Raw genomic sequence first — 19,135 nt, 5'->3', positions numbered from 1 at the left:
ACGGATGCGGTGCCGCCGACTGCTGCTGTTCGGCGCGGTGACTATCGGCGGTTGTGTTCGGCTCGGGCCAGACTTCCAGCCGCCCGCTGAGCCGTGGGTCGACCACTGGAATACCCCCGCCCTTGAGCACGCCAGTCAACGCGCGCAGTACCCGGACCTCCGTCAGTGGTGGCAAATCTTCGCCGACCCGGTGCTCGACCGATTGATCGCCGAGTCGGACGCACACAACTCCAGCCTGAAGATCGCCGGCCTGCGCGTTATGGAAGCCCGCGCGCAATTGGGCATCGCCGAAAGCGGGCGCTACCCGCAACTGCAACAGATCGCCGCTGACAGCGTGTACCTCGACCGCCATCAGTCCGGCGGCGACAACCCGGTGAACAGCCATTTGTGGCAACACAGTGCCGGGTTCGATATCGGTTGGGAACTGGACTTCTGGGGTCGCTTCAGCCGTGCTATCGAGGCTGCCGATGCCAGCTATTTCGCGTCTGAGGCCAACTATGAGGACGTGCTGGTCTTGCTGCGGGCGCAAGTCGCCGACAGCTATTTCTTTCTGCGCACCACCGAGGCGCGTCTACGCGTCGCCAATGAAAACGCCAAGCAGCAATATCGCAACTACGAGATCACCGAGAAGCTGTTCAACAGCGGCCAGACCGCCGAACTCGACCTGCAACAAGCCAAGACCCAATACCTGGGCACGTTGAGCACCATCCCCGGCCTGGAAGATCAGCTGTCTCGCACCCGCAACGCGCTCGCCGTATTGATCGGCCAGCCGCCCGGGGCGCTGCCACTGGTGGTCGACAACACCGCGTTGATCCCGTTGGTGGATCGCGCCGTGCTGCAGGATGTCCCGGCCAATCTGCTGCTGCGCCGACCGGATGTTCGTGCTGCGGAGTTGAATGTCGCGGCGCAGGGGGCGCTGGTCGGGGTGGCCGAAACCGATTACTACCCTGCCCTGACATTGCTGGGCAGCATCGTCTGGTCCACCGATTCCTTGAGCGGCACATCCCGCAGCCTCGACCTGATCGGTGGTCCGAGCCTGCGCTGGAACGTGTTCGACTATGGCCGCATCGCCAACAACATTCGCGTGCAGGACGCGCGTTTGCAGCAATTGATCGAAGCCTATCGCGACAAGGTGCGCCAGGCGGCACGCGAGGCAGATGACGCCGCCAATGGCTTGACCCGCTCCTTGCAACGCGAGCGCATCCTGCGTGAGGCCGAAGGCGCCGCGACACGCTCGCTGGCCCTGGCCAACACGCTCTACCGCGAAGGTTATTCAGACTTCCAGCGAGTGCTGGACGCCCAGCGAGCGCTGCTTGAACTACAGGACAGTTACTTGCTGAGCCGTGGCGATGCGGTGAGCAATGTGATTGCCCTGTACAAGGCGTTGGGCGGTGGTTGGTACAGCGCCCAGCCCAAGGTTGATGCCGCCACGCGCCAACAGATGGAACAACGGACTGACTGGGGCAACCTGCTTAACGACCCGACCGCCGAGCAGACCGCCTCCCCATTGCCCAATCAGGTGAAAAAACCATGACTGAAGCCGCGCCCTCCCCTCAGCCAGCGCAGCCTGCCGCCGATCCAGCGAAAAAAGGCATCACCTGGGTTTTAGTGTTGATTGTGTTCAGCCTGGCCTGGTACTTGTTGGCTGACCGTTTCACCCCGTATACCCAGCAGGCACGGGTGGGTGCGTTTGTGATTCCGGTGGCCGCGGAAGTGTCGGGACGGGTGATCCGCGTCAATGTGCGCAACAACCAGGACGTGAAGGCCGGAGAAGTGATCTTCGAGGTCGACCCGCAGCCTTACCAGATCGCGGTTGACCGGGCGCGAGCCGACCTTGAATCCACCCGTCGGCAGATCGGCGCCAGCACCGCCGGCATCGCTTCTGCGCAAGCCAGTTTACGTGCGGCACAAGCCAACGAACTCAAGGCGCGGCAGGACAACCAGAGGCTTGAAGGCTTATACCGCGAAGATCCCGGAACCGTTTCCGTGCGGTTGCTTGAAGTGTCCCGCGCCAGCCGCGATGCCGCCACCAGCCAGGTGGCCGCTGCCCGTGCCGAAGTCCAGCGTGCGCGTGAGCAGGAAGGTGGCAAAGAGGAAGACAACGCCCTGTTGCGCAGCGCCGCCACGGCGCTGTCGAAAGCCGAGCTGGACCTGTCCAATACCCAAGTTCGCGCGCGTTCGGCCGGTCTGATCACCGACCTGCGCACGGATGTGGGTCAATTCGCGGCGGCCGGTAACCCGGTCATGACCCTGATTGCGATCCACGATGTGTGGATCAGCGCCGACATGACCGAGAACAACCTCGCCCTGGTCAAGCCGGAAACCCCGGTGACGATTGCCCTCGATGCGCTGCCTGGCGAAGTATTCAAGGGCCACGTGCGCAGTGTCGGCTACGGTGTCAGCGTCGGCCAACCCGCCGCTCCCGGCAGCCTGCCTACGGTGCAGAACAGCCGCGACTGGCTGCGCCCGGCGCAACGCTTTCCGGTGATCATCGAGTTTTCGCCGGAGTCCTTGTCCATGCTCAAGGACAATCGCGCGATCCGCTCCGGTGGCCAGGCCGAAGTCATGGCCTTCCCTTCCGAAGGCAACGTGCTCAACCCGATGGGCCGGATATTCTTGTGGCTGATGAGCTGGCTGTCGTATGCCTACTAAGCATTCGCCGAGGGTGCAGCGCGCGCTGCGACTGGCCAGTGGCACGGCGCTGTGCCTGGCCGCGAGTTTCGGCCTGGGAATGCCCATCCCGTTTCTGGCGCCGGTGCTGGGTGCTTTGTTGCTGGTCAGTGTCAATCGTCCGCTGCCCTTCAAGGCCACTCTGGTGCTGGCACTGACCGCGATGCTGACCACCGGCATCGGCCTGCTGTTGATCCCGCTTCTGCGCTACTACGCCGTCAGCGGCGTGCTATTGATCGGCCTCTGCCTGCTGATGGTCTTTCGCTACGGCCAGCGTGGCGGCAACGGCCTGGTGGTCACCTTCCTGGTGATCGGCCTGACCATGATCCCTGCCGCCGGGGTCGCCGATTTCGGTCTGGCGGCGACGGTGATCAAGGCGTTGACCAGCGGCTTGCTTCTGGCTGTCCTGATCGGCCGTTTAAGTCATTGGTTGTTCCCGGAGCCGGCCAATGCCCCGACACCGCCACCCGCTGCGGCATTGTCGGCGGAAGATGTCGACCGGGTGGCGCTGCGGGCAACCCTGATCGTGATGCCCACGTTTTTGCTGGCGCTGATCGATCCGGCCAGCTACATGCCCATCGTGCTGAAAGCCGTCAGCCTCGGCCAACAGAGTTCCACTACTAACGCCCGAGATGCCGCACGGGAATTGATTGGCTCGACCTTGTTGGGCGGTTTGTTGGCGATCCTGTTCTGGAGCGCGTTGACGGTTTTTGTCCACCTGTGGATGTTCTTCCTGTGGATGCTGCTGTTCGCGCTGATCCTGGCGCGCAAGCTCTATGGCCTAAGCCCAGGCCGGTTCAGCCCTGGTTTTTGGCTTAACACCCTGGTCACGCTGATTATCCTGTTGGGCCAATCGGTTCAGGACAGTCTGGCGGGCAAGGACGTCTACACCGCATTTGCGGTGCGCATGGGCCTGTTCATTGCGGTAACGCTGTATGCCTGCCTGATGGGTTATCTGCTCGATCAGCGGCAAACGGCACGATTCACTGCAAGCACCGAATAAGCTCCCTCGCCACAGGGGGTTGTGTGACTGGTTTATGGATTGACCTGATACCCCTTACCCTGCAAACAACTGGTGTACGCGGTCGAAGTGGTCGCAGCGTTGGTTTTCTCCTGTTCACGTCGATCCTGGCGCTGGCGCGAACCACCGACCACGACACCCGCCGCCGCCGTTTGCTTGGCGCGGTCCTGCCGATAGTCCTGCTGCTTGTCATCATCGACACGATCATAAAACTCGTCGTGCTGGCGCCCGCGCACCTGGGCCCCGGCTGCACCGGCCGCAGCACCCACGGCGGCGCCCTTCACCCGTCCGCCCGACGGTGTCGAGGTGGTCGATGCACTGCTGGCGGCGATGCTGTTGCATTCGTTGATGTCGAGTTGAGTCTGTTGCGAAGTCTGGCCTTTCATCGGCACCACGGTTTGCGCCCATCCCTGGACACTGACAACCGACAATGCGACGCACAGCCCGATGGGCGACAACCTTTTCATGATGACCTCCTGATGGGCGTGGTTCACCCAGAAAGAGTGTAGATCAGCCCTCCTCGCCCACCTCCATCTCCAGGGAGTTTTCTACCCAACGGACCGGCACTGGCTGCAACTGCGCGCCTTTACACGGCCACGCCATCTCGGGTTGCCGAGGCGAATACCGCAAAAAACTAGTGCACTGGAGATTAATTCTGGCAGCTAGCCTGCTGACGATGGCGTCAGGTCAGTCGGCATCGATGTTGGATGTGCCGGCCTCATCGCGAGCAAGCTTGCTCCTACAGGTTTTGTGGCGTTGATCAGACCTGTGCAGGCAGCGGATAGAGCTGTTCGTCAAACTGCGAGAGCTTCGGGAACACCAGCGGCTGGTCATCGCTCAGGTGTTGAAGGCGCTGGTCGTAATCAACCAAAAACTGCTGGCGCGCTTCATCACTGATGTACGGCACATGCCACGCCACGAACGGTTCCAGCACATCGAAACCAACATAGGCCAGCGTCCCGCGCAAGATCGGACGCAACATGTCCTGCAACGGCCCATGAATCGCGTCCTCCCCGAACATGTGCTCACGCCCGCCCAACGTCACTGTCACCAGCGCCTTCTTGCCAGCCAAACCACCCTGGTCATAAAAACGCTTGCCGCCATAGCAAATCCCCGACACCAGCACCCGATCAATCCAGCCCTTGAGCATGGCCGGCGCGGAGAACCAGAAGATCGGGAAGTTGAGGATCAGCAAATCGGCCCACAGCAGTTTGTCCAGTTCGGCCTGAATGTCTGCCGCCAGCGACTGGCTCTTCACGCCCAAACGTTGTTCCAGGGCATAGACCAGGTACTCGGGATTTTCCCGCGACGAGAAGTCGTCGGCGCTGGCCACCGGGTTCCAGCTCATTTTGTACAGGTCGCTGACCTGCACTTCGTGGCCCTGGGCTTCAAGCGTCGCAATCGCCTGGTCACGCAGGGCGGCGGTGAAGGACTGTGGCTCTGGATGAGCGTGGACGATCAATACTTTCATGGTGATTCCTTAGACTTTTTCCAGCGTATTGGATGAGTTTGCGGTCGCGCGGCTGGCCAGCAATTGGTCGAGCCAGTCCGGGTCCATTTGTGGTTCGGACGAAAACAGCAGCCCGGTGTAATCCTGATGCGGCGGGGTGAAAATCTGGCTGCGCGAGCCGTGGTCGACCACCCTGCCCCGTTGCATCACCAGCACTTCATCGGCAATCGCCCGCACGGTGGCGACGTCGTGGGTGATGAACAGGTACGCGACACCCAGTTGTTGTTGAATGCGGTTGAGCAGCTTGAGCACGCCTTCGGCCACCAATTGATCGAGGGCCGAGGTCACTTCGTCACAGATGATCAATTGCGGGTCGGCGGCCAGCGCTCGGGCGATGCAAACCCGCTGTTTTTGCCCACCGGACAATTCCCGGGGCTGACGCTCCATGAACGCCGCCGGATCGAGTTCGATCATCTCCAGCAACTCAGCCACCCGCGCCCGCATAGCCTTGCCCTTGAGCCCCAGATAAAAGGTCAGCGGCCGGCCGATGATATCGACGATGCGCTGACGCGGGTTCAGTGCGGTATCGGGAATCTGATAAATCATCTGGATACGCCGCAGCTGCTCCTTGCTGCGTTGACGAAAGTCCGCCGGCAGCGGCTGGCCGTCATACAGCACCTCGCCATGAGTCGGTGGCAGCAAACCGGTGATCAACCGCGCCGTGGAGCTTTTGCCACTCCCCGACTCGCCGATCACCGCCAGGGTCTGGCCGCGATACAACTTCAGCGAAACGTCATGCAGCACCGGTTGCTGACCGTAACTGGCGCAACTTTTGCGCAGTTCCAGCAGCGGTTGTTCCTGCTGCGGACACGCCTTGGGCTCGGTACGGAAACTGCGCACCGCCCACAACGACTTGGTGTAATCCTCCTGCGGATCGCCAAGCATCTTGCGGGTCTCGGCCTCTTCCACCAGTTTGCCGTGGCGCAGCACCATGATCCGATCGGCCATCTGCGCCACCACTGCCAGGTCGTGGCTGATGTAGATCGCTGCGCTGCCGTAGGTCTTCACCGCGTCGCGAATCGCCGCCAGCACTTCAATCTGGGTGGTGACGTCCAGCGCGGTGGTGGGTTCGTCGAAGATGATCAGGTCCGGATGGCAGGCCATCGCCATGGCGGTCATGACCCGTTGCAACTGGCCGCCGGAGACCTGGTGCGGATACCGTTGGCCGATCTGCTCGGGATTGGGCAGGCGCAGCACGCGATATAGCTCCACGGCTTCGGCCATGGCCTGGGCACGACTCATGCCGCCGTTCTTCACCGCTGTTTCGACGTGCTGGTCAATCAGCCGATGGGCCGGGTTGAACGAAGCCGCCGCACTTTGCGCCACGTACGCAATACGCAAACCGCGCAACTTGCGCAGAGCTTCGGGCTTGGCATTCAGCAGGTCGATGCCATCGAAATGCACAGAACCACCGGTAATCTTGCAGCCGTCACGGGTGTAGCCCATGGCGGACAAACCGAGGGTCGATTTTCCTGCGCCCGACTCACCGATCAGCCCCAGCACCTCGCCCCGTTGCAGCGTCAAGTCGATGCCCTTGATCAGCGGATGCCAAGCATCCTCGTAATGACCTTCAATGTGCAGGTTGCGGATTTCCAGCAAAGGTTTGGATGTCGTCATGTTCAGCATTCCTTGAGGCCGCTGGATTTGTGCAGCATCCAGTCGACGACGAAGTTGACGCTGACCGTGATCAACGCCACGGCCAGGGCGGGCAGCAACGGGCTGATGTCGCCGAAGGTGATCAGTACGGCGTTGTCGCGCACCATGCTGCCCCAGTCGGCGGTGGGCGGTTGAATGCCGAGGCCGAGGAACGACAGCGCACTGATAAACAGGAACACGAAGCAGAACCGCAGCCCGAACTCGGCAATCAATGGCGCCGCCGCGTTCGGCAGCACTTCGCGGGTTACCAGCCACCACAGGCCTTCACCGCGCAGGCGCGCCGCTTCGACGAAGTCTTGCACCACCACGTTCATCGCCACCGCTCGAGACAGGCGAAACACTCGGGTGGCATCCAGCAGCGCGATCACCAACACCAACGACGTCGCCGTGGTGCCGACCACACTGAGAATCAGCAAGGCGAAGATCAGTTGCGGAATTGCCATCAAGATGTCCACTACCCGCGACAGTCCCTGATCGATCGCACCGCCCTTGATCGCGGCGACCAGACCGCTCAGGCCACCGAGCAGGAACGCCAACACGGTGGTCAGGAAGGCAATGCCCAAGGTATTGCGCGCGCCGTAGACCAGGCGGCTGAACATGTCGCGCCCAAGATTATCGGTGCCCAACAGGAACTGCCCGCCCCACGGCGCGAACCCCTCGCCCACCACCTGTGTTTCACCATACGGCGCCAATACCGGGGCGAACAGCGCCACCAAAATGTACGCAACGATTACCAGCAATCCGAATTTGGCACTCAGCGGCGCCCGGACCAATTGTTTAAGCAAGGTCATGGTCTACCCCTTTGGATGCATCAGGCGTGGATTACTGGCAATCGACAGCACGTCGGCGCTGGTATTGAGCAGGATGTAGGTCGCAGCGAAGATCAGGCTGCAGGCTTGCACCACCGGGATATCGCGCTTGGCCACCGAGTCCACCAGCAATTGGCCAAGGCCCGGATAGACAAACACCACTTCGACCACCACCACGCCCACCACCAGATAAGCGAGGTTCAGCGCCACCACGTTGACGATCGGTGCCAGCGCATTGGGCAAGGCGTGACGGAAGATGATCCGCGACTGGCTGATGCCTTTCAGCCGGGCCATTTCGATGTAGGGGCTGGCCAGCAGATTGATCAGCGAGGCGCGGGTCATGCGCATCATCTGCGCGATCACCACCAGGCTCAGCGTGGCCACCGGCAGTACCGAGCGTTCCAGCACTTCACCCAGCGAGGCGTTCGGCGAAAGATTGGAAATGCTCGGGAACCAGTTGAGCTTCACCGCGAACACCAGGATCAGAATGTAAGCGACGAAAAACTCGGGGAACGACACCGCACTCAGCGCCGAAGTATTGAGCAAACGGTCGAACCAACTGTTGCGATACAACGCCGCGAGCATCCCCAGTAACAATGCCAATGGCACCGATACCAGCGCCGCCAGCACTGCCAGGCTGAAGGTGTTGGCCAAACGCGCGCCGACCAGGTCAGCGATCGGCCGCTGGTTGGCCAGCGACACGCCGAGGTCACCTTGCAGCAGGTTCCACATCCAGTGCCCGAATCGGGTCAGTGGCGGCATGTCCAGGCCCAATTGAGCGCGGAATGCTGCCACGGTTTCCGGGGTGGCGGATTGGCCGAGCATGGCCTGGGCGATGTCGCCCGGGAGCATGCCGACCGCCAGAAAGATAATCACCGATACCGCCAACAGCGATAACAGCCCCAATGCCAGGCGCTGACCTAACAGCTTGAAAATACTTCTCATCGTGCAGTTCCTTGAATTGGGCACGTTGGCAACAACTGCGAATGACAAACTGTAGGAGCCGGCTTGCCGGCGATGGCGTCTTCATCGTCAGTGCAAGATTTCAGGCCGCCATCGCTGGCAAGCCAGCGCCTACAGAGGATTTCCATCGTTCCGAGTATTACGCCTGCCACCAGCGCTCAATCACCCGAAGGCCATCCAATTCACCATACGGCGCGGTTTGTCCGCCGTGAGCGACGCGGTTGGAACGCGCCGCCACCGAACTGGCGAACAACGGCACGATTGCCCCGCCATCATCGCGGCACAGCGCCTGCATTTCGTTGTACATCTCGCGGCGCAGCGGGTCGTTCAGCTCGCCGCGGGCGGCGTTGAGCAGTTGATTGAAACGCGGATTGTCCCAGTGGGTTTCGTTCCAAGCCGCACCTTTGGCGTAGCCGATACTGAACATGCGGTCGGCGGTCAGGCTGCTGTACCAGAACGACGTGGTGAAGGGTTGCTTCATCCAGACGTTGGTGAAGAAACCGTCGGCCGGTTCGCGCACCACATCGATGTCGATCCCTGCCGCACGCGCCTGTTCCTTGAACAGCACCGACGCATCCACCGCGCCGCTGTACGCTGCGTCGGAGGCTTGCAGGCGCACCTTGAGCGAATCCTGGCCGGCCTTTTTCAAGTAGAAGCGCGACTTGTCCGGGTCGTAGGTGCGTTGTTCCAGGGCGGTGTTGATGAAGCGGCTGCCGGGCTGGATCGGGTGATCGTTGCCCACCAGGCCATAGCCGTACAGCACCGAGGCCAACAGGGTCTCGCGGTTGATCGCATGCTTCATGGCCATGCGCACGTCGTTGTTCTGGAACGCCTGGCTGTCGGTGAGCATCGGGAAGGTGTAGTGCTGCGCGCCTTTGGTTTCTTCGATGACCAGGTTCGGGTTGCGCTTGAGCAGTGCCACGGTTTTCAAGTCAACCTTGTTGATCACGTCAACCTGCCCGGTGACCAGCGCGTTGATCCGAGCGGCGCCGTCGCCAATGGCGATCAGTTCGGCGCCGGCGAAGTGCGCGCGCCCCGCTTTCCAGTAGTCCGGGCTGCGTTCCAGGGTCATGCGCACACCCGGCTCGAAATCCTTGAGACGATAACCACCCGTGCCAACACCGGCCTGCCAGTCCGGCACGCCGTCCTTGCTCGGCATGATCACCAGGTGGTAATCGGCGACCACGTAGGTGAAGTCGGCGTTGCCGGATTTCAGCTCGAACACCACGCTGTCGCTGCCATTGGCGCTGACCTTGGCGACATCGCCCAACACGGTTTTCGCCGCCGAGCTGGATTTCTCGCCGAGGTGATGCTGGATCGAGGCGACCACATCGTCGGCGGTCAGGGTCTTGCCGTTGTGGAAGGTCACACCCTGGCGCAACTTGAAGGTCCAGACCCGCGCGTCCGGGGTCGAGGTCCAACTTTCGGCTAGCTCAGGGATCGCCGTGCCGTCGACGGCAATTTCGGTCAGGGTGTTATAGATCGCCGAGAAACCGACAAAGGTGAAGGTATCGACCCAGGAACCGGGGTCTTTCGAGTCGGTGGTGCTGGCACCGGCCAGGCCCAGGCGCAAGATGCCACCGGGTTTTGGCGTGGCCTCGGCAGCCATGGCGCCATAGGGCAGGCCCATGGAGAACGCGCCGGCCACCGCGGCCGCAGCAGCGCTGTACTTGAGAAAGTCGCGACGCGCAAAGCTGAATTCATGGTTCGCTTGAGTAATCTTGTTTTTGTTATCGCTCATTGCATTGCCTCTGATCAAAAAGCTAAGGAAATACCCGTTCAAAACCACGCAAGACACCGGGCCATGGCCCGGTGCAAACATCCTTTGAAGCGTTAACCGTCACACCTGGATCGCCTTCACTTCGACGAATTCGTTGAGCCCCTCTTCCCCCCATTCACGTCCGTTGCCGGATTGTTTATAGCCACCGAACGGCGCCTGATAGTTGAAGGCCGCACCGTTGAGAAAGCACTGGCCCGCACGCAACTGTCGGCCCAGTTGCAACGCACGCTCGGCGCCGCCGGCCCAGACACCGCTGGACAGACCGAACGGCGAGTCGTTGGCGATCTGGATCGCCTGTGCCTCATCCGCGTAGGGAATCAGGCACAACACCGGGCCGAAGATCTCTTCCTGGGCGATGCGCATGCGGTTATCGACATCAGCGAACAGCGTCGGAGTGACGTAGTAGCCGCGTTCGAATGCCGGTGCCGAATCACTCCCACACAACAGGCGTGCGCCTTCGGACTGACCCACGCGAATATAATCCTGCACGGTGCGCCGTTGCCCCGCCGAACACATCGGGCCAAGGAAGCTTTGCGGGTCGAGTGGATCGCCCATGCGCAAACTCAGGGTTTCAGCGAGTGCCAGTTCCACCGCTTCGGCATAACGGCTGGCCGGCAGCAGCATGCGGGTCAACGCGGTGCAGGTCTGCCCGGAGTTGATCATCACGTCCTGCACGCCGTAGCGCACAGCCGCCGCCAGATCCGCGTCTTCGGCAATCAACAGCGGCGACTTGCCGCCCAGTTCCAGGCACACGCGTTTCACCGAAGGCGCGGCCGCTTGGGCAACCCGCACACCGGCGCCGGTGGAACCGGTGAACGACACCATGTCCACGTCCGGGTGCCTGGCCAACGCTTCGCCGACCTTCGAACCCGGTCCGCTGACCAGGTTGAAGACCCCGGCGGGCAAGCCGATCGCTTCAATCATTTGCGCCAACAGGAACGCATGCAGTGGCGTTTCCTGACTGGGCTTGACCACCACCGTGCAGCCCGCCGCCAGCGCCGGAGCGAGTTTGCCGATCAACTGGTGCAGCGGGTAGTTCCACGGGTTGATGAAGGCGCAGACACCCACCGCCTCGCGGATCACCAGCGAGTTGCCGACTTCGCGCACTTCGTCCATCAAACCGGCGAGTTCGACGTATTGCTCCAGGCCAATGATCGGCCCGTCCACTTGCACCGAACGGCACCACTGCACCGGCATGCCCAGTTCGGTGGTGATGACGGCGGCCATTTCATCAGCGCGGGATTTCAGTTGTTCCGCCAACGCGCGGATGAAACCGGCGCGCACGCTGGACGGTGTGCGTGACCAGGAAGCAAAAGCCTTGCGCGCCGCTGCCACGGCATTGTCCACATCGCGCTCATCGCCCAGCGGCACGCTGCCGGCCACTTCTTCGGTGGCCGGATTGATCACCTCGGCGATGCCCTGCCCCGACGGGGTTTGCCAGCGTCCATCGATAAACAATGACTTGTGATTAAGCATGAACCTGAGCCTCCATCAATTCTTCGGCGCAACGGGCGATGCGCTGGCAGGCATCACGCAACGGCGCAGCCCCCACCACCAAACCGAGGCGAATGTGCCCGGCAGCGCTCGGACCGAAAGCCTCACCGGCCAATACCGAGACGCCGTGGCGATCGAGCAAACGGTCGGCAAATGCCTGGGCGCTGAGCCCGGTTTCGCGGATATCGACCATCACGAACATGCCGCCATCGGGTTTCAACGCACGTACGCCGGGAACATCCGCCAGGCTCTCGCACACCAGGTCGCGGCGCTGGCGATAGGCTTCGCGCATGGCTTCCAGTTCCGGCAAATTGCTTTCAAGCGCGACCACGGCGGCGTCCTGGATAAAGTCTGGCGAGCCGTAGAGCATGCACAGCGCAAGGTTTTCCAGGTGCGCGGACAACGATGGCGGGGCCACCACCCAACCGACGCGCCAACCGGTCATGGCGTGAGATTTCGACAGGCTGTTGAGGGTCGCGGTGCGTTCGGCCATGCCCGGCAAACTCGCCGGGCTGACGTGCTCACCGTCAAACAGCAACTCGCTGTAGACCTCGTCGGAAATCAGCCACAGATCGTGAGCGATGCACAGTTCGGCCAAGGCTTCCCAAGTGCTGCGCGGCAGGCTCGCGCCGGACGGGTTGTGCGGGCTGTTCAGTGCCAGTGCGCGGGTACGCGGGGTGATTCGGGCGGCGACGTCTTCCGCTAGCACGCGGAAACCGTTTTCCGAACGCACCGGCACTGGCACCACTTTGGCGCCGCACGCGCCGAATACGGCTTCGTAGGTGACGTACATCGGTTCGGCGACGATCACTTCATCGCCCGGATTGAGCACACACTGGGCCACGCTGAACAGCGCGCATTGCGCACCGGCCAGCACCGTGACTTGATCGGCTGACACGGGTTGACCGCTGCGTTGCCGGTGGCGCTTGGCAATGGCTTCGCGCAGGGCACGCTTGCCGCGCACCTCGGCGTAGTGGGTATTGCCGGACAACAGGCTGTCGATGGCACCCTGGATGATCGGTTGCGGCGTGTCGAAGTCCGGGTCGCCAACTGACAGCAGCAAAATGTCCTGGCCCTGCTCGCGCAATGCCAGCGCGCGGTAGTGAATCTCCCAGGCGGCAGCGCCGTCCCCGGCGATACGTTGAGTCAGATCGGAAAAGCGCATGGCCCTATTCCTTCCAAAAAGGTTGAACGTCAGCGAACGCAGGCATGCTTGAGTTCGATCAGGGTGACGCCGTTGCGATTGAAGCCGTGGCGCAAGTCGGTTTGCAGTTCCGCGAGGTTCTGCGGCTGCGTCACGGTGCAACCGAATGCGCGACCCAATGCCGCGAAATCCGGGTTGCGCGGCAGCACGCCGATGGGCTCGATATCCAGGCCGATCATGTCGTCGCGAATCTGCCCCAGCGCGTCGTTATTCCACAGCAACACCACCAATGGGCTGTCCAGTTCCTCGACCGCCGTCGCCAGTTCCTGCGCGGTGTAGAGGAATCCACCATCACCCACCAGCACCAGGCCTGGTCGTTGCGGTGCGCCGAACTTGGCGCCGATCCCGGCGGGCAAGCCGTAGCCCAACGTGCCGTAACCGGTCGGGTGCAACCAGCTTCGAGTGGCTTGACTGGCGAAGGCGTAGTTGCCGGTGTAGGCCAGTTGGGTCATGTCGGTGCTGATAAACGCGTCGGCCGGCAGTTCGGCGGCGATGCGTTGCAGAATCGCCTGGTGAATCGATTGCAGCGGGCCATGGCCGGACTGAATGGCTTCACGCAGTGCGCCCACTTTGGCAATCGCTGCACCGGCGTCGCGGGCCTCCGGCGACAGGCGATCCAGCAAGGCGGCCAGTGTCTGCTGTGCGTCACCGTGCAGCGCCACGGCACACGGGTAGAAGTCGTTGAACTTGCGCGGATCGATGTCCACTCGCAGAAGCTCGGCGTTGAGGGGCAAGCGTTCGCGCCAGAAATCGGTGTCGGCCATTTCGGTGCCGACAGCCAGCACCACGTCCGCTTCGGAGATCAGCTTCCAGCCCGGTTCCACACACAGGGACGAACCGGCATTTAGCGGTGCGTCCGGTGGCAGCAGGCCTTTGCCGGCGACACTGGTGAACAGTGGCGCGGCCAGCCGGGTGCTGATTTCTTGCAGCTCTGAAGCGGCATTCAGGGCGCCGCCACCCGCGATGATCATTGGTCGTTTGGCGCTGTGCAGCTTGGCCACTGCCTCATCCAGCGCAGTCGCCGCTGGCGTGCCGCGACCCGGGCGACGCACCACGTCGTTGCTCCAGTCCCGGGCGACCGGTGCCGACAACACATCCAGCGGCACCGAGATGTGCACCGGGCGCGGACGTTCGCTGTCGAACACTGCATAGGCACGGGCGATCAGTTCCGGCAGGTCTTCGGCGGTCAAGGCGACGGCGGAGAACGCGGTGATCGGCGCGGTCATGGCTCGCTGATCCTGACACTCGTGGAGGATGCCCCACCCTTTGCCGAGGCTGGCCGTGTGGTTGACGCTGGAAATCACCAGCATCGGGATCGAGTCGGCATAGGCCTGGCCGATACCGGTGGCGGCGTTGGTAACGCCGGGGCCGGTGATGACGAAGCACACGCCGGGTTTGCCGCTGACTCGTGCATAACCATCGGCCATGAAACTCGCGCCTTGCTCATGACGAGTCAGCACGTGGCGAATGCCGCTGCCGGGCAAGCCGCGATACAGCTCCAGCGTGTGCACGCCGGGAATGCCGAACACCGTGTCGACGCCGTAGTTGGCTAGCAGGCGCACCAGCGCCTGGCCACCGGTCAAGGATTTGCTTTGCATGTTCAGTTCCTCATTCATGGCCGAGGCGAATCAACGCATCGACCGCCGTCGTGCCATCGGCACCGACCAACAATGGGTTCACATCGAGTTCGAGCAACTGCGTGGCGTTTTCGCAGGCGTAGTCGGCCACGGCGCGGATTGCCGTTATCAACGCATCCAGATCTGCTGATTCACGGCCGCGAAAACCTTGCAGCAACGGGGCGCTGCGCAGGCTGAGCAAGGCTTTACGAATGGCGCCGTTGGTGGTCGGTAGCAGCAGGCTGCGACTATCTTTGAGCAGCTCTACCAAAATGCCACCCGCGCCAATCACCAGGGCCAGGCCGAAATCGTTTTCGCGCTTGATGCCGACAATCAATTCAGCCAGCGGTGGCTTGGCCATGGGCTCGAGCAACAGCTGATCAAAAGGCACGCCGGGCGCGTACACGGCAATGCTCGCGCGCATTTTTTCCAGGGCAGCGCTCAGTGCCGCGCCGTCCTTTAGGTTCAGCGCCACGGCGCCCGCTTCAGTCTTGTGCGGCAGTTGCGCACTGACGGCTTTCAACACCAGCGGGTAACCCAGTGCCTCGGCATCCTTCAGTGCGTGGTCCGGGGTACTCAGTTTGCCGTTGGGGGTAGGCAGACCAAACACACGCAAGGCCTGCTTGGAATCCCATTCGTTGAGCAACCGGCCTGTACCTTCCAGCGCTTGCGGGCACAGTGGCACCAAGGCCGATTCGCCCAGGGCCAACAAGGCCTGGCGGTTGCGCTGATAACCGGCGATGCGGCCCCAGGCAGCCAAGCCGTCTTCAACACCTTGCAAGGCCGCCACACCTTGAGCATGCAGGTGCTCACGGGCGTGGGCCGGCAACAGTTCAGGGAACGCCGACGTGACAAAACCGGTCTTGCCATGACGCGCCAGTGCCTTGCCGTACAGGTCCAGCAGCAGGTCGCATTCCTTGCGCTCGCCGGTGAACTCCGCCGGGTAGTCGAGAACCAGCATCGCTGCATCAGTTTGGGTGCGCAGGGCACTGTCGAGCATGCGGTTCAAGGCGTCGCCGTCGCCCCAAATGGCGGTAGTGAAGTCCAGCGGGTTGACCAGGTTGGCGTAGCTCGGCAGTACCTGGGCCAGTTCGCCGACTTGTCCGTCGTCGAGTTTTGGAAGGCTCAAATCATTGCGTTCGGCGTAGTCGGCGATCAAACCGGCATCGCCACCGGAACAGGCCAGTGCGATCAAACTGTTGCCGGCTGGAAGATTTCCACACGCCGCGGCTTTCAAGGTTTCGACGAAGCTCACCGGGCCACTGACGCGGATGACGCCGAGGCGATCAAACAGCGCGTCGTACAACGCATCGGAACCGGACAGCGAACTGGTGTGACTCAAGGCCAGTTCAGCGCCGATCTGTGACACGCCGGTTTTCAGGGCAATGATCGGAATGCCCTTTTCCAGCGCCTTGTGCGCGGCGCGGGCGAAACCCGGGACGTTTTTCAAACCTTCGAGGTGCAGGCCGATGGCGGTGACTCGTGGCTCGTCGAGCAACACGTCCATCAATTCGGCCACGCCCAATTGCGCCTGATTGCCGACCGAAGCCATGTAGGCAACCGGCAGCGAGCGGTCGCTCATGGACAGGTTGTAGGCGAAGTTGCCGCTCTGGGTCAGTACCGCGACGCCCTTCTCCACCGCTTTGCCACCGTGCGCTACAGGCCACAGCGCGGAGCTGTGCAGGTAGTCGAGCAGTCCGTAGCAGTTGGGGCCGAGCAGCGCCATGTTGCCAGCCGCTTCGAGCAGTTGCTGTTGCAGGGCCTGGCCTTCAGCGCCGGTTTCAGCGAAACCCGAGGCGTAGCAAATGGCGCCACCGGTGCCGATGGCCGCCAGTTCGGCGACGCAAGTCAGGGTCAGGTCGCGATTGGTCGCGATAAACACCGCGTCCGGCCCGCACGGCAGTTCGGCAATGCTGCGTACGCAGGGCACGCCTTCAAGGTTGTCGTGCTGTGGGTTGACCAGCCACATCTGCCCAAGATAACCGCCTTCGGCACAGCGCTTGAGGGCGCGGGCCATGCTGCGGCCACCGACAAACGCTACGTGGCGTGGCGCAAGCATGCGTTTGAGGTTGTCACGAATCGACTGCGACATAGGAATTCTCCGGGCGATCAGCGCAACAGCGGCCGCAGCAGTTCGCGGGAAATGATATGACGCTGGATTTCCGAGGTGCCTTCCCAGACCCGCTCGATTCGCGCGTTACGCCAGATGCGTTCCACCGGACTCTCATCCATCAGGCCCATGCCACCGAAGATCTGCACGGCCTCGTCCGCCGCGCGGCCCAACACTTCACTGGCGAACAGCTTGGCCATGCCGGCCTCGCCATCGGTCATGGTGCCCTGGTCCATTTTCCATGCGGTGTGCAGGGTCAGCAGTTCAGCGGCGCGGATTTGCGTGGCCATATCCGCGAGCTTGAATGACACGCCCTGGAAGTTGCCGATAGCCTGGCCGAATTGTTTGCGGTCGGCCGCCCATTGCAGCGAAACGTCTAGCGCCCGTTGCGCCTGACCGACGCAGTTGGCGGCAACCATCACCCGTCCGGCGGTCAGCCAGGCGTTGGCCACTTCCCAACCCTTGCCGACTTCGCCCAGTACTTTGGAGGCCGGAACGCGGCAGTCGTCGAAGAACATTTCAAAGGTGTGGTAGCCACGGTTGCTCACGCACTTCGGCCCACGGCGAATGGTCATGCCGGGCGTGTTGCGGTCAACCAGGAACGAGGTCACGGCGTTGCGTTTCTTTCCGTTGTGTTCGTAGGTGTCGGTCACGGCGAAGACGATGGCGAAATCGGCATGCCCGGCGTGGCTGATGAAGTGTTTGCTGCCGTTCAGGACGAAGTCGTCGCCCTCACGCACGGCGCGGGTCTTGATCGCGTTGGCATCGGAACCGGCGCCCGGTTCGGTCAGCGCGAAGCAGTCGATTTTCTCGCCCTGGATGCATGGCAACAGGTAGTCCTTGATCTGGTCGCCGGTGCAGGCCATGAGGATCTTCGAAGGCCGCGCGACGAACACGTGCAGCGCCCAGGAAACTTTCGACAGTTCACGCTCGATCAGCGCTTGGGACAGGTAATCCAGACCGCCACCGCCCACCTCTTCCGGCATGTTGAACGCGTAGAAACCGGCGGCAATCGCCTTGCCGCGAATCTGCGCGGCGAGTTCAGGGGAAACCTCATCGGCGCGATCGACCTCGGTTTCATAAGGCAGCAGTTCCTTCTCGACGAAGCTGCGTACCGAGTCCACCAACATTTCTTGTTCTTGGGTCAGTTGGAAATTCATGGATGCTACCTGTTGTTCGTGTGCGGATAGAGGTTTGCCGGGGCTTAGCGACCGATAAAGCGTGCCGGGCGTTTTTCCATGGCGGCGCGCAGGGCTTCGTTGCCGTCTTCGCTGCGTCCGCACAACAGGCCAGCGGCCAGTTCCGCTTGCAGTTGCTCGGGCAGGCTGCGGTCGGCGCCTTCGCGCATGAGTTTTTTGGTCTGGGCAAAGGCAAAGGTTGGCCCGCCAGCCAGGCGTGCGGCGAGTTCGCCGGTGACGCTCAACAGTTGATCGTCAGCGCACACATCACCGACCAGACCGGCGTCGAGGGCGCGGTCGGCGCCCCACAATTCATCGAGGAACAACAGACGCTTGGCTTGCTCGGTGCCGATCAGCCGTGGCAGATGCCAACTGGCGCCGGCGTCCGGGGAATAGGCCATGCTGGTGTAACCGGCCTTGAAGCGAGCAGATTGCGCGGCGATGCGCAGGTCGCAGCACAGGGTCAGGTCCATCCCGGCGCCGACGGCGGTGCCGTTGATGGCGGCGATAGTCGGTTTATCCAGGCTGTGCAAACGCGTCATCAGGGCGTGGGCGGTTTCAGTCCAGCCGTAGGTTTCCAGTGCGCCACGGGCTTCAGCTTCGGCCCACTCGGCAAGGTCGGCGCCGGCGCAGAAGCTGCGACCGCTGCCAGTCAACACCACCACCCGAACAGCAGGATCGGCGTTGAACGCGTCGAGCAAGGCGTGAAGACTTTTCAGGGTCGGGATGTCCAGCGCATTGCGCTGGGCGGTGCGATTGAGGGTGATCCAGGCAACGCCTGCTTCGACCTGGCTGAGCAGCGAATCGTGAGTAGTCATGCGGGTCCTCGAATTATTTTGTTTGTCTTGAGGTGATGCGACTTGCGGCCATACTAAACGAGTGTTCAGTAAGGCGGCAATCGGCGAATCAATGAGCTGTAACACGCTATAAATTTTGATAACACATTGGTTTTATTGAGTTATTTCTAGAAGTGAGGACGTAAGTCGTTGGCGCTGTTACAACTTCGAACAACTCGCTACAGTCACAAAAAAATGTGGGAGCGAGCCTGCTCGCGATGACGGAATCACATTCAACATCTCTGTTGACTGATACACCGCTATCGCGAGCAGGCTCGCTCCCACAGG

Annotated in this window: 15 protein-coding genes; 3 read left to right on the top strand and 12 right to left on the bottom strand. The window is 62.0% G+C overall.

Going from position 1 to position 19,135, the window contains the following annotated elements; genetic code table 11:
• The first annotated feature begins 4 nt into the window (after positions 1 to 4).
• The 3 genes from ABVN21_RS09675 to ABVN21_RS09665 are packed head-to-tail and all read left to right on the top strand — an operon-like array spanning position 5 to position 3,673.
• The gene (locus tag ABVN21_RS09675) at positions 5 to 1,534 is read left to right on the top strand and encodes a TolC family protein (protein ID WP_339553738.1); all 1,530 of its coding nucleotides are present in this window, start codon (positions 5 to 7) and stop codon (positions 1,532 to 1,534) included.
• Positions 1,531 to 2,652, top strand: a complete 1,122-nt coding sequence (locus ABVN21_RS09670) for an HlyD family secretion protein (protein WP_339553737.1) — start codon at positions 1,531 to 1,533, stop codon at positions 2,650 to 2,652. The genes ABVN21_RS09675 and ABVN21_RS09670 overlap by 4 nt, the downstream gene beginning before the upstream one ends.
• Complete coding sequence (locus tag ABVN21_RS09665) at positions 2,642 to 3,673, top strand: DUF2955 domain-containing protein (protein ID WP_339553736.1); 1,032 nt, start codon at positions 2,642 to 2,644, stop codon at positions 3,671 to 3,673. The genes ABVN21_RS09670 and ABVN21_RS09665 overlap by 11 nt, the downstream gene beginning before the upstream one ends.
• 32 nt (positions 3,674 to 3,705) lie before the next feature.
• Here the strand turns inward: ABVN21_RS09665 and ABVN21_RS09660 are convergent, their stop codons facing one another.
• The 12 genes from ABVN21_RS09660 to ABVN21_RS09605 all read right to left on the bottom strand — a co-directional run bounded on the left by ABVN21_RS09660 (position 3,706) and on the right by ABVN21_RS09605 (position 18,829).
• Positions 3,706 to 4,158: a hypothetical protein gene (locus tag ABVN21_RS09660; protein ID WP_339553735.1), complete on the bottom strand. Its 453-nt coding sequence runs from the start codon at positions 4,156 to 4,158 to the stop codon at positions 3,706 to 3,708.
• 293 nt (positions 4,159 to 4,451) lie between these two features.
• Positions 4,452 to 5,162: an NAD(P)H-dependent oxidoreductase gene (locus tag ABVN21_RS09655; protein ID WP_339553734.1), complete on the bottom strand. Its 711-nt coding sequence runs from the start codon at positions 5,160 to 5,162 to the stop codon at positions 4,452 to 4,454.
• A 9-nt stretch (positions 5,163 to 5,171) separates the two neighbouring features.
• Entirely contained in the window at positions 5,172 to 6,818 is a 1,647-nt protein-coding gene (locus ABVN21_RS09650) for an ABC transporter ATP-binding protein (RefSeq protein WP_339553733.1), read from the bottom strand.
• Positions 6,819 to 6,820: 2 nt separating this feature from the next.
• Entirely contained in the window at positions 6,821 to 7,648 is an 828-nt protein-coding gene (locus tag ABVN21_RS09645) for an ABC transporter permease (RefSeq protein ID WP_339553732.1), read from the bottom strand.
• A gap of 3 nt (positions 7,649 to 7,651) precedes the next feature.
• Positions 7,652 to 8,611, bottom strand: coding sequence for an ABC transporter permease (locus tag ABVN21_RS09640; protein ID WP_339553731.1), 960 nt, complete (start codon positions 8,609 to 8,611; stop codon positions 7,652 to 7,654).
• 157 nt (positions 8,612 to 8,768) lie between these two features.
• Entirely contained in the window at positions 8,769 to 10,370 is a 1,602-nt protein-coding gene (locus ABVN21_RS09635) for an ABC transporter substrate-binding protein (protein WP_339553730.1), read from the bottom strand.
• Between the two features lie 99 nt (positions 10,371 to 10,469).
• Complete coding sequence (locus tag ABVN21_RS09630; protein ID WP_339553729.1) at positions 10,470 to 11,885, bottom strand: aldehyde dehydrogenase family protein; 1,416 nt, start codon at positions 11,883 to 11,885, stop codon at positions 10,470 to 10,472.
• Complete coding sequence (locus tag ABVN21_RS09625; RefSeq protein WP_339553728.1) at positions 11,878 to 13,068, bottom strand: aminotransferase class I/II-fold pyridoxal phosphate-dependent enzyme; 1,191 nt, start codon at positions 13,066 to 13,068, stop codon at positions 11,878 to 11,880. Before ABVN21_RS09625 ends, ABVN21_RS09630 begins: the two co-directional genes overlap by 8 nt.
• Positions 13,069 to 13,097: 29 nt before the next feature.
• Positions 13,098 to 14,705, bottom strand: a complete 1,608-nt coding sequence (locus ABVN21_RS09620) for a 5-guanidino-2-oxopentanoate decarboxylase (RefSeq protein ID WP_339553727.1) — start codon at positions 14,703 to 14,705, stop codon at positions 13,098 to 13,100.
• A gap of 10 nt (positions 14,706 to 14,715) precedes the next feature.
• A complete protein-coding gene (locus ABVN21_RS09615; protein ID WP_339553726.1) occupies positions 14,716 to 16,815 on the bottom strand; it encodes an acetate--CoA ligase family protein in 2,100 nt (699 codons plus the stop codon).
• A gap of 17 nt (positions 16,816 to 16,832) precedes the next feature.
• On the bottom strand, positions 16,833 to 17,993 hold the full coding sequence (locus ABVN21_RS09610; protein ID WP_339553725.1) for an acyl-CoA dehydrogenase family protein: 1,161 nt from the start codon (positions 17,991 to 17,993) through the stop codon (positions 16,833 to 16,835).
• Positions 17,994 to 18,037: 44 nt separating this feature from the next.
• Complete coding sequence (locus ABVN21_RS09605) at positions 18,038 to 18,829, bottom strand: enoyl-CoA hydratase-related protein (protein WP_339553724.1); 792 nt, start codon at positions 18,827 to 18,829, stop codon at positions 18,038 to 18,040.
• Positions 18,830 to 19,135 lie beyond the last annotated feature (306 nt).

The sequence above is a fragment of the Pseudomonas sp. MYb327 genome, from assembly GCF_040438925.1.
GTDB lineage: Bacteria > Pseudomonadota > Gammaproteobacteria > Pseudomonadales > Pseudomonadaceae > Aquipseudomonas.
This window is presented reverse-complemented; position numbering and strand designations above follow the sequence as displayed.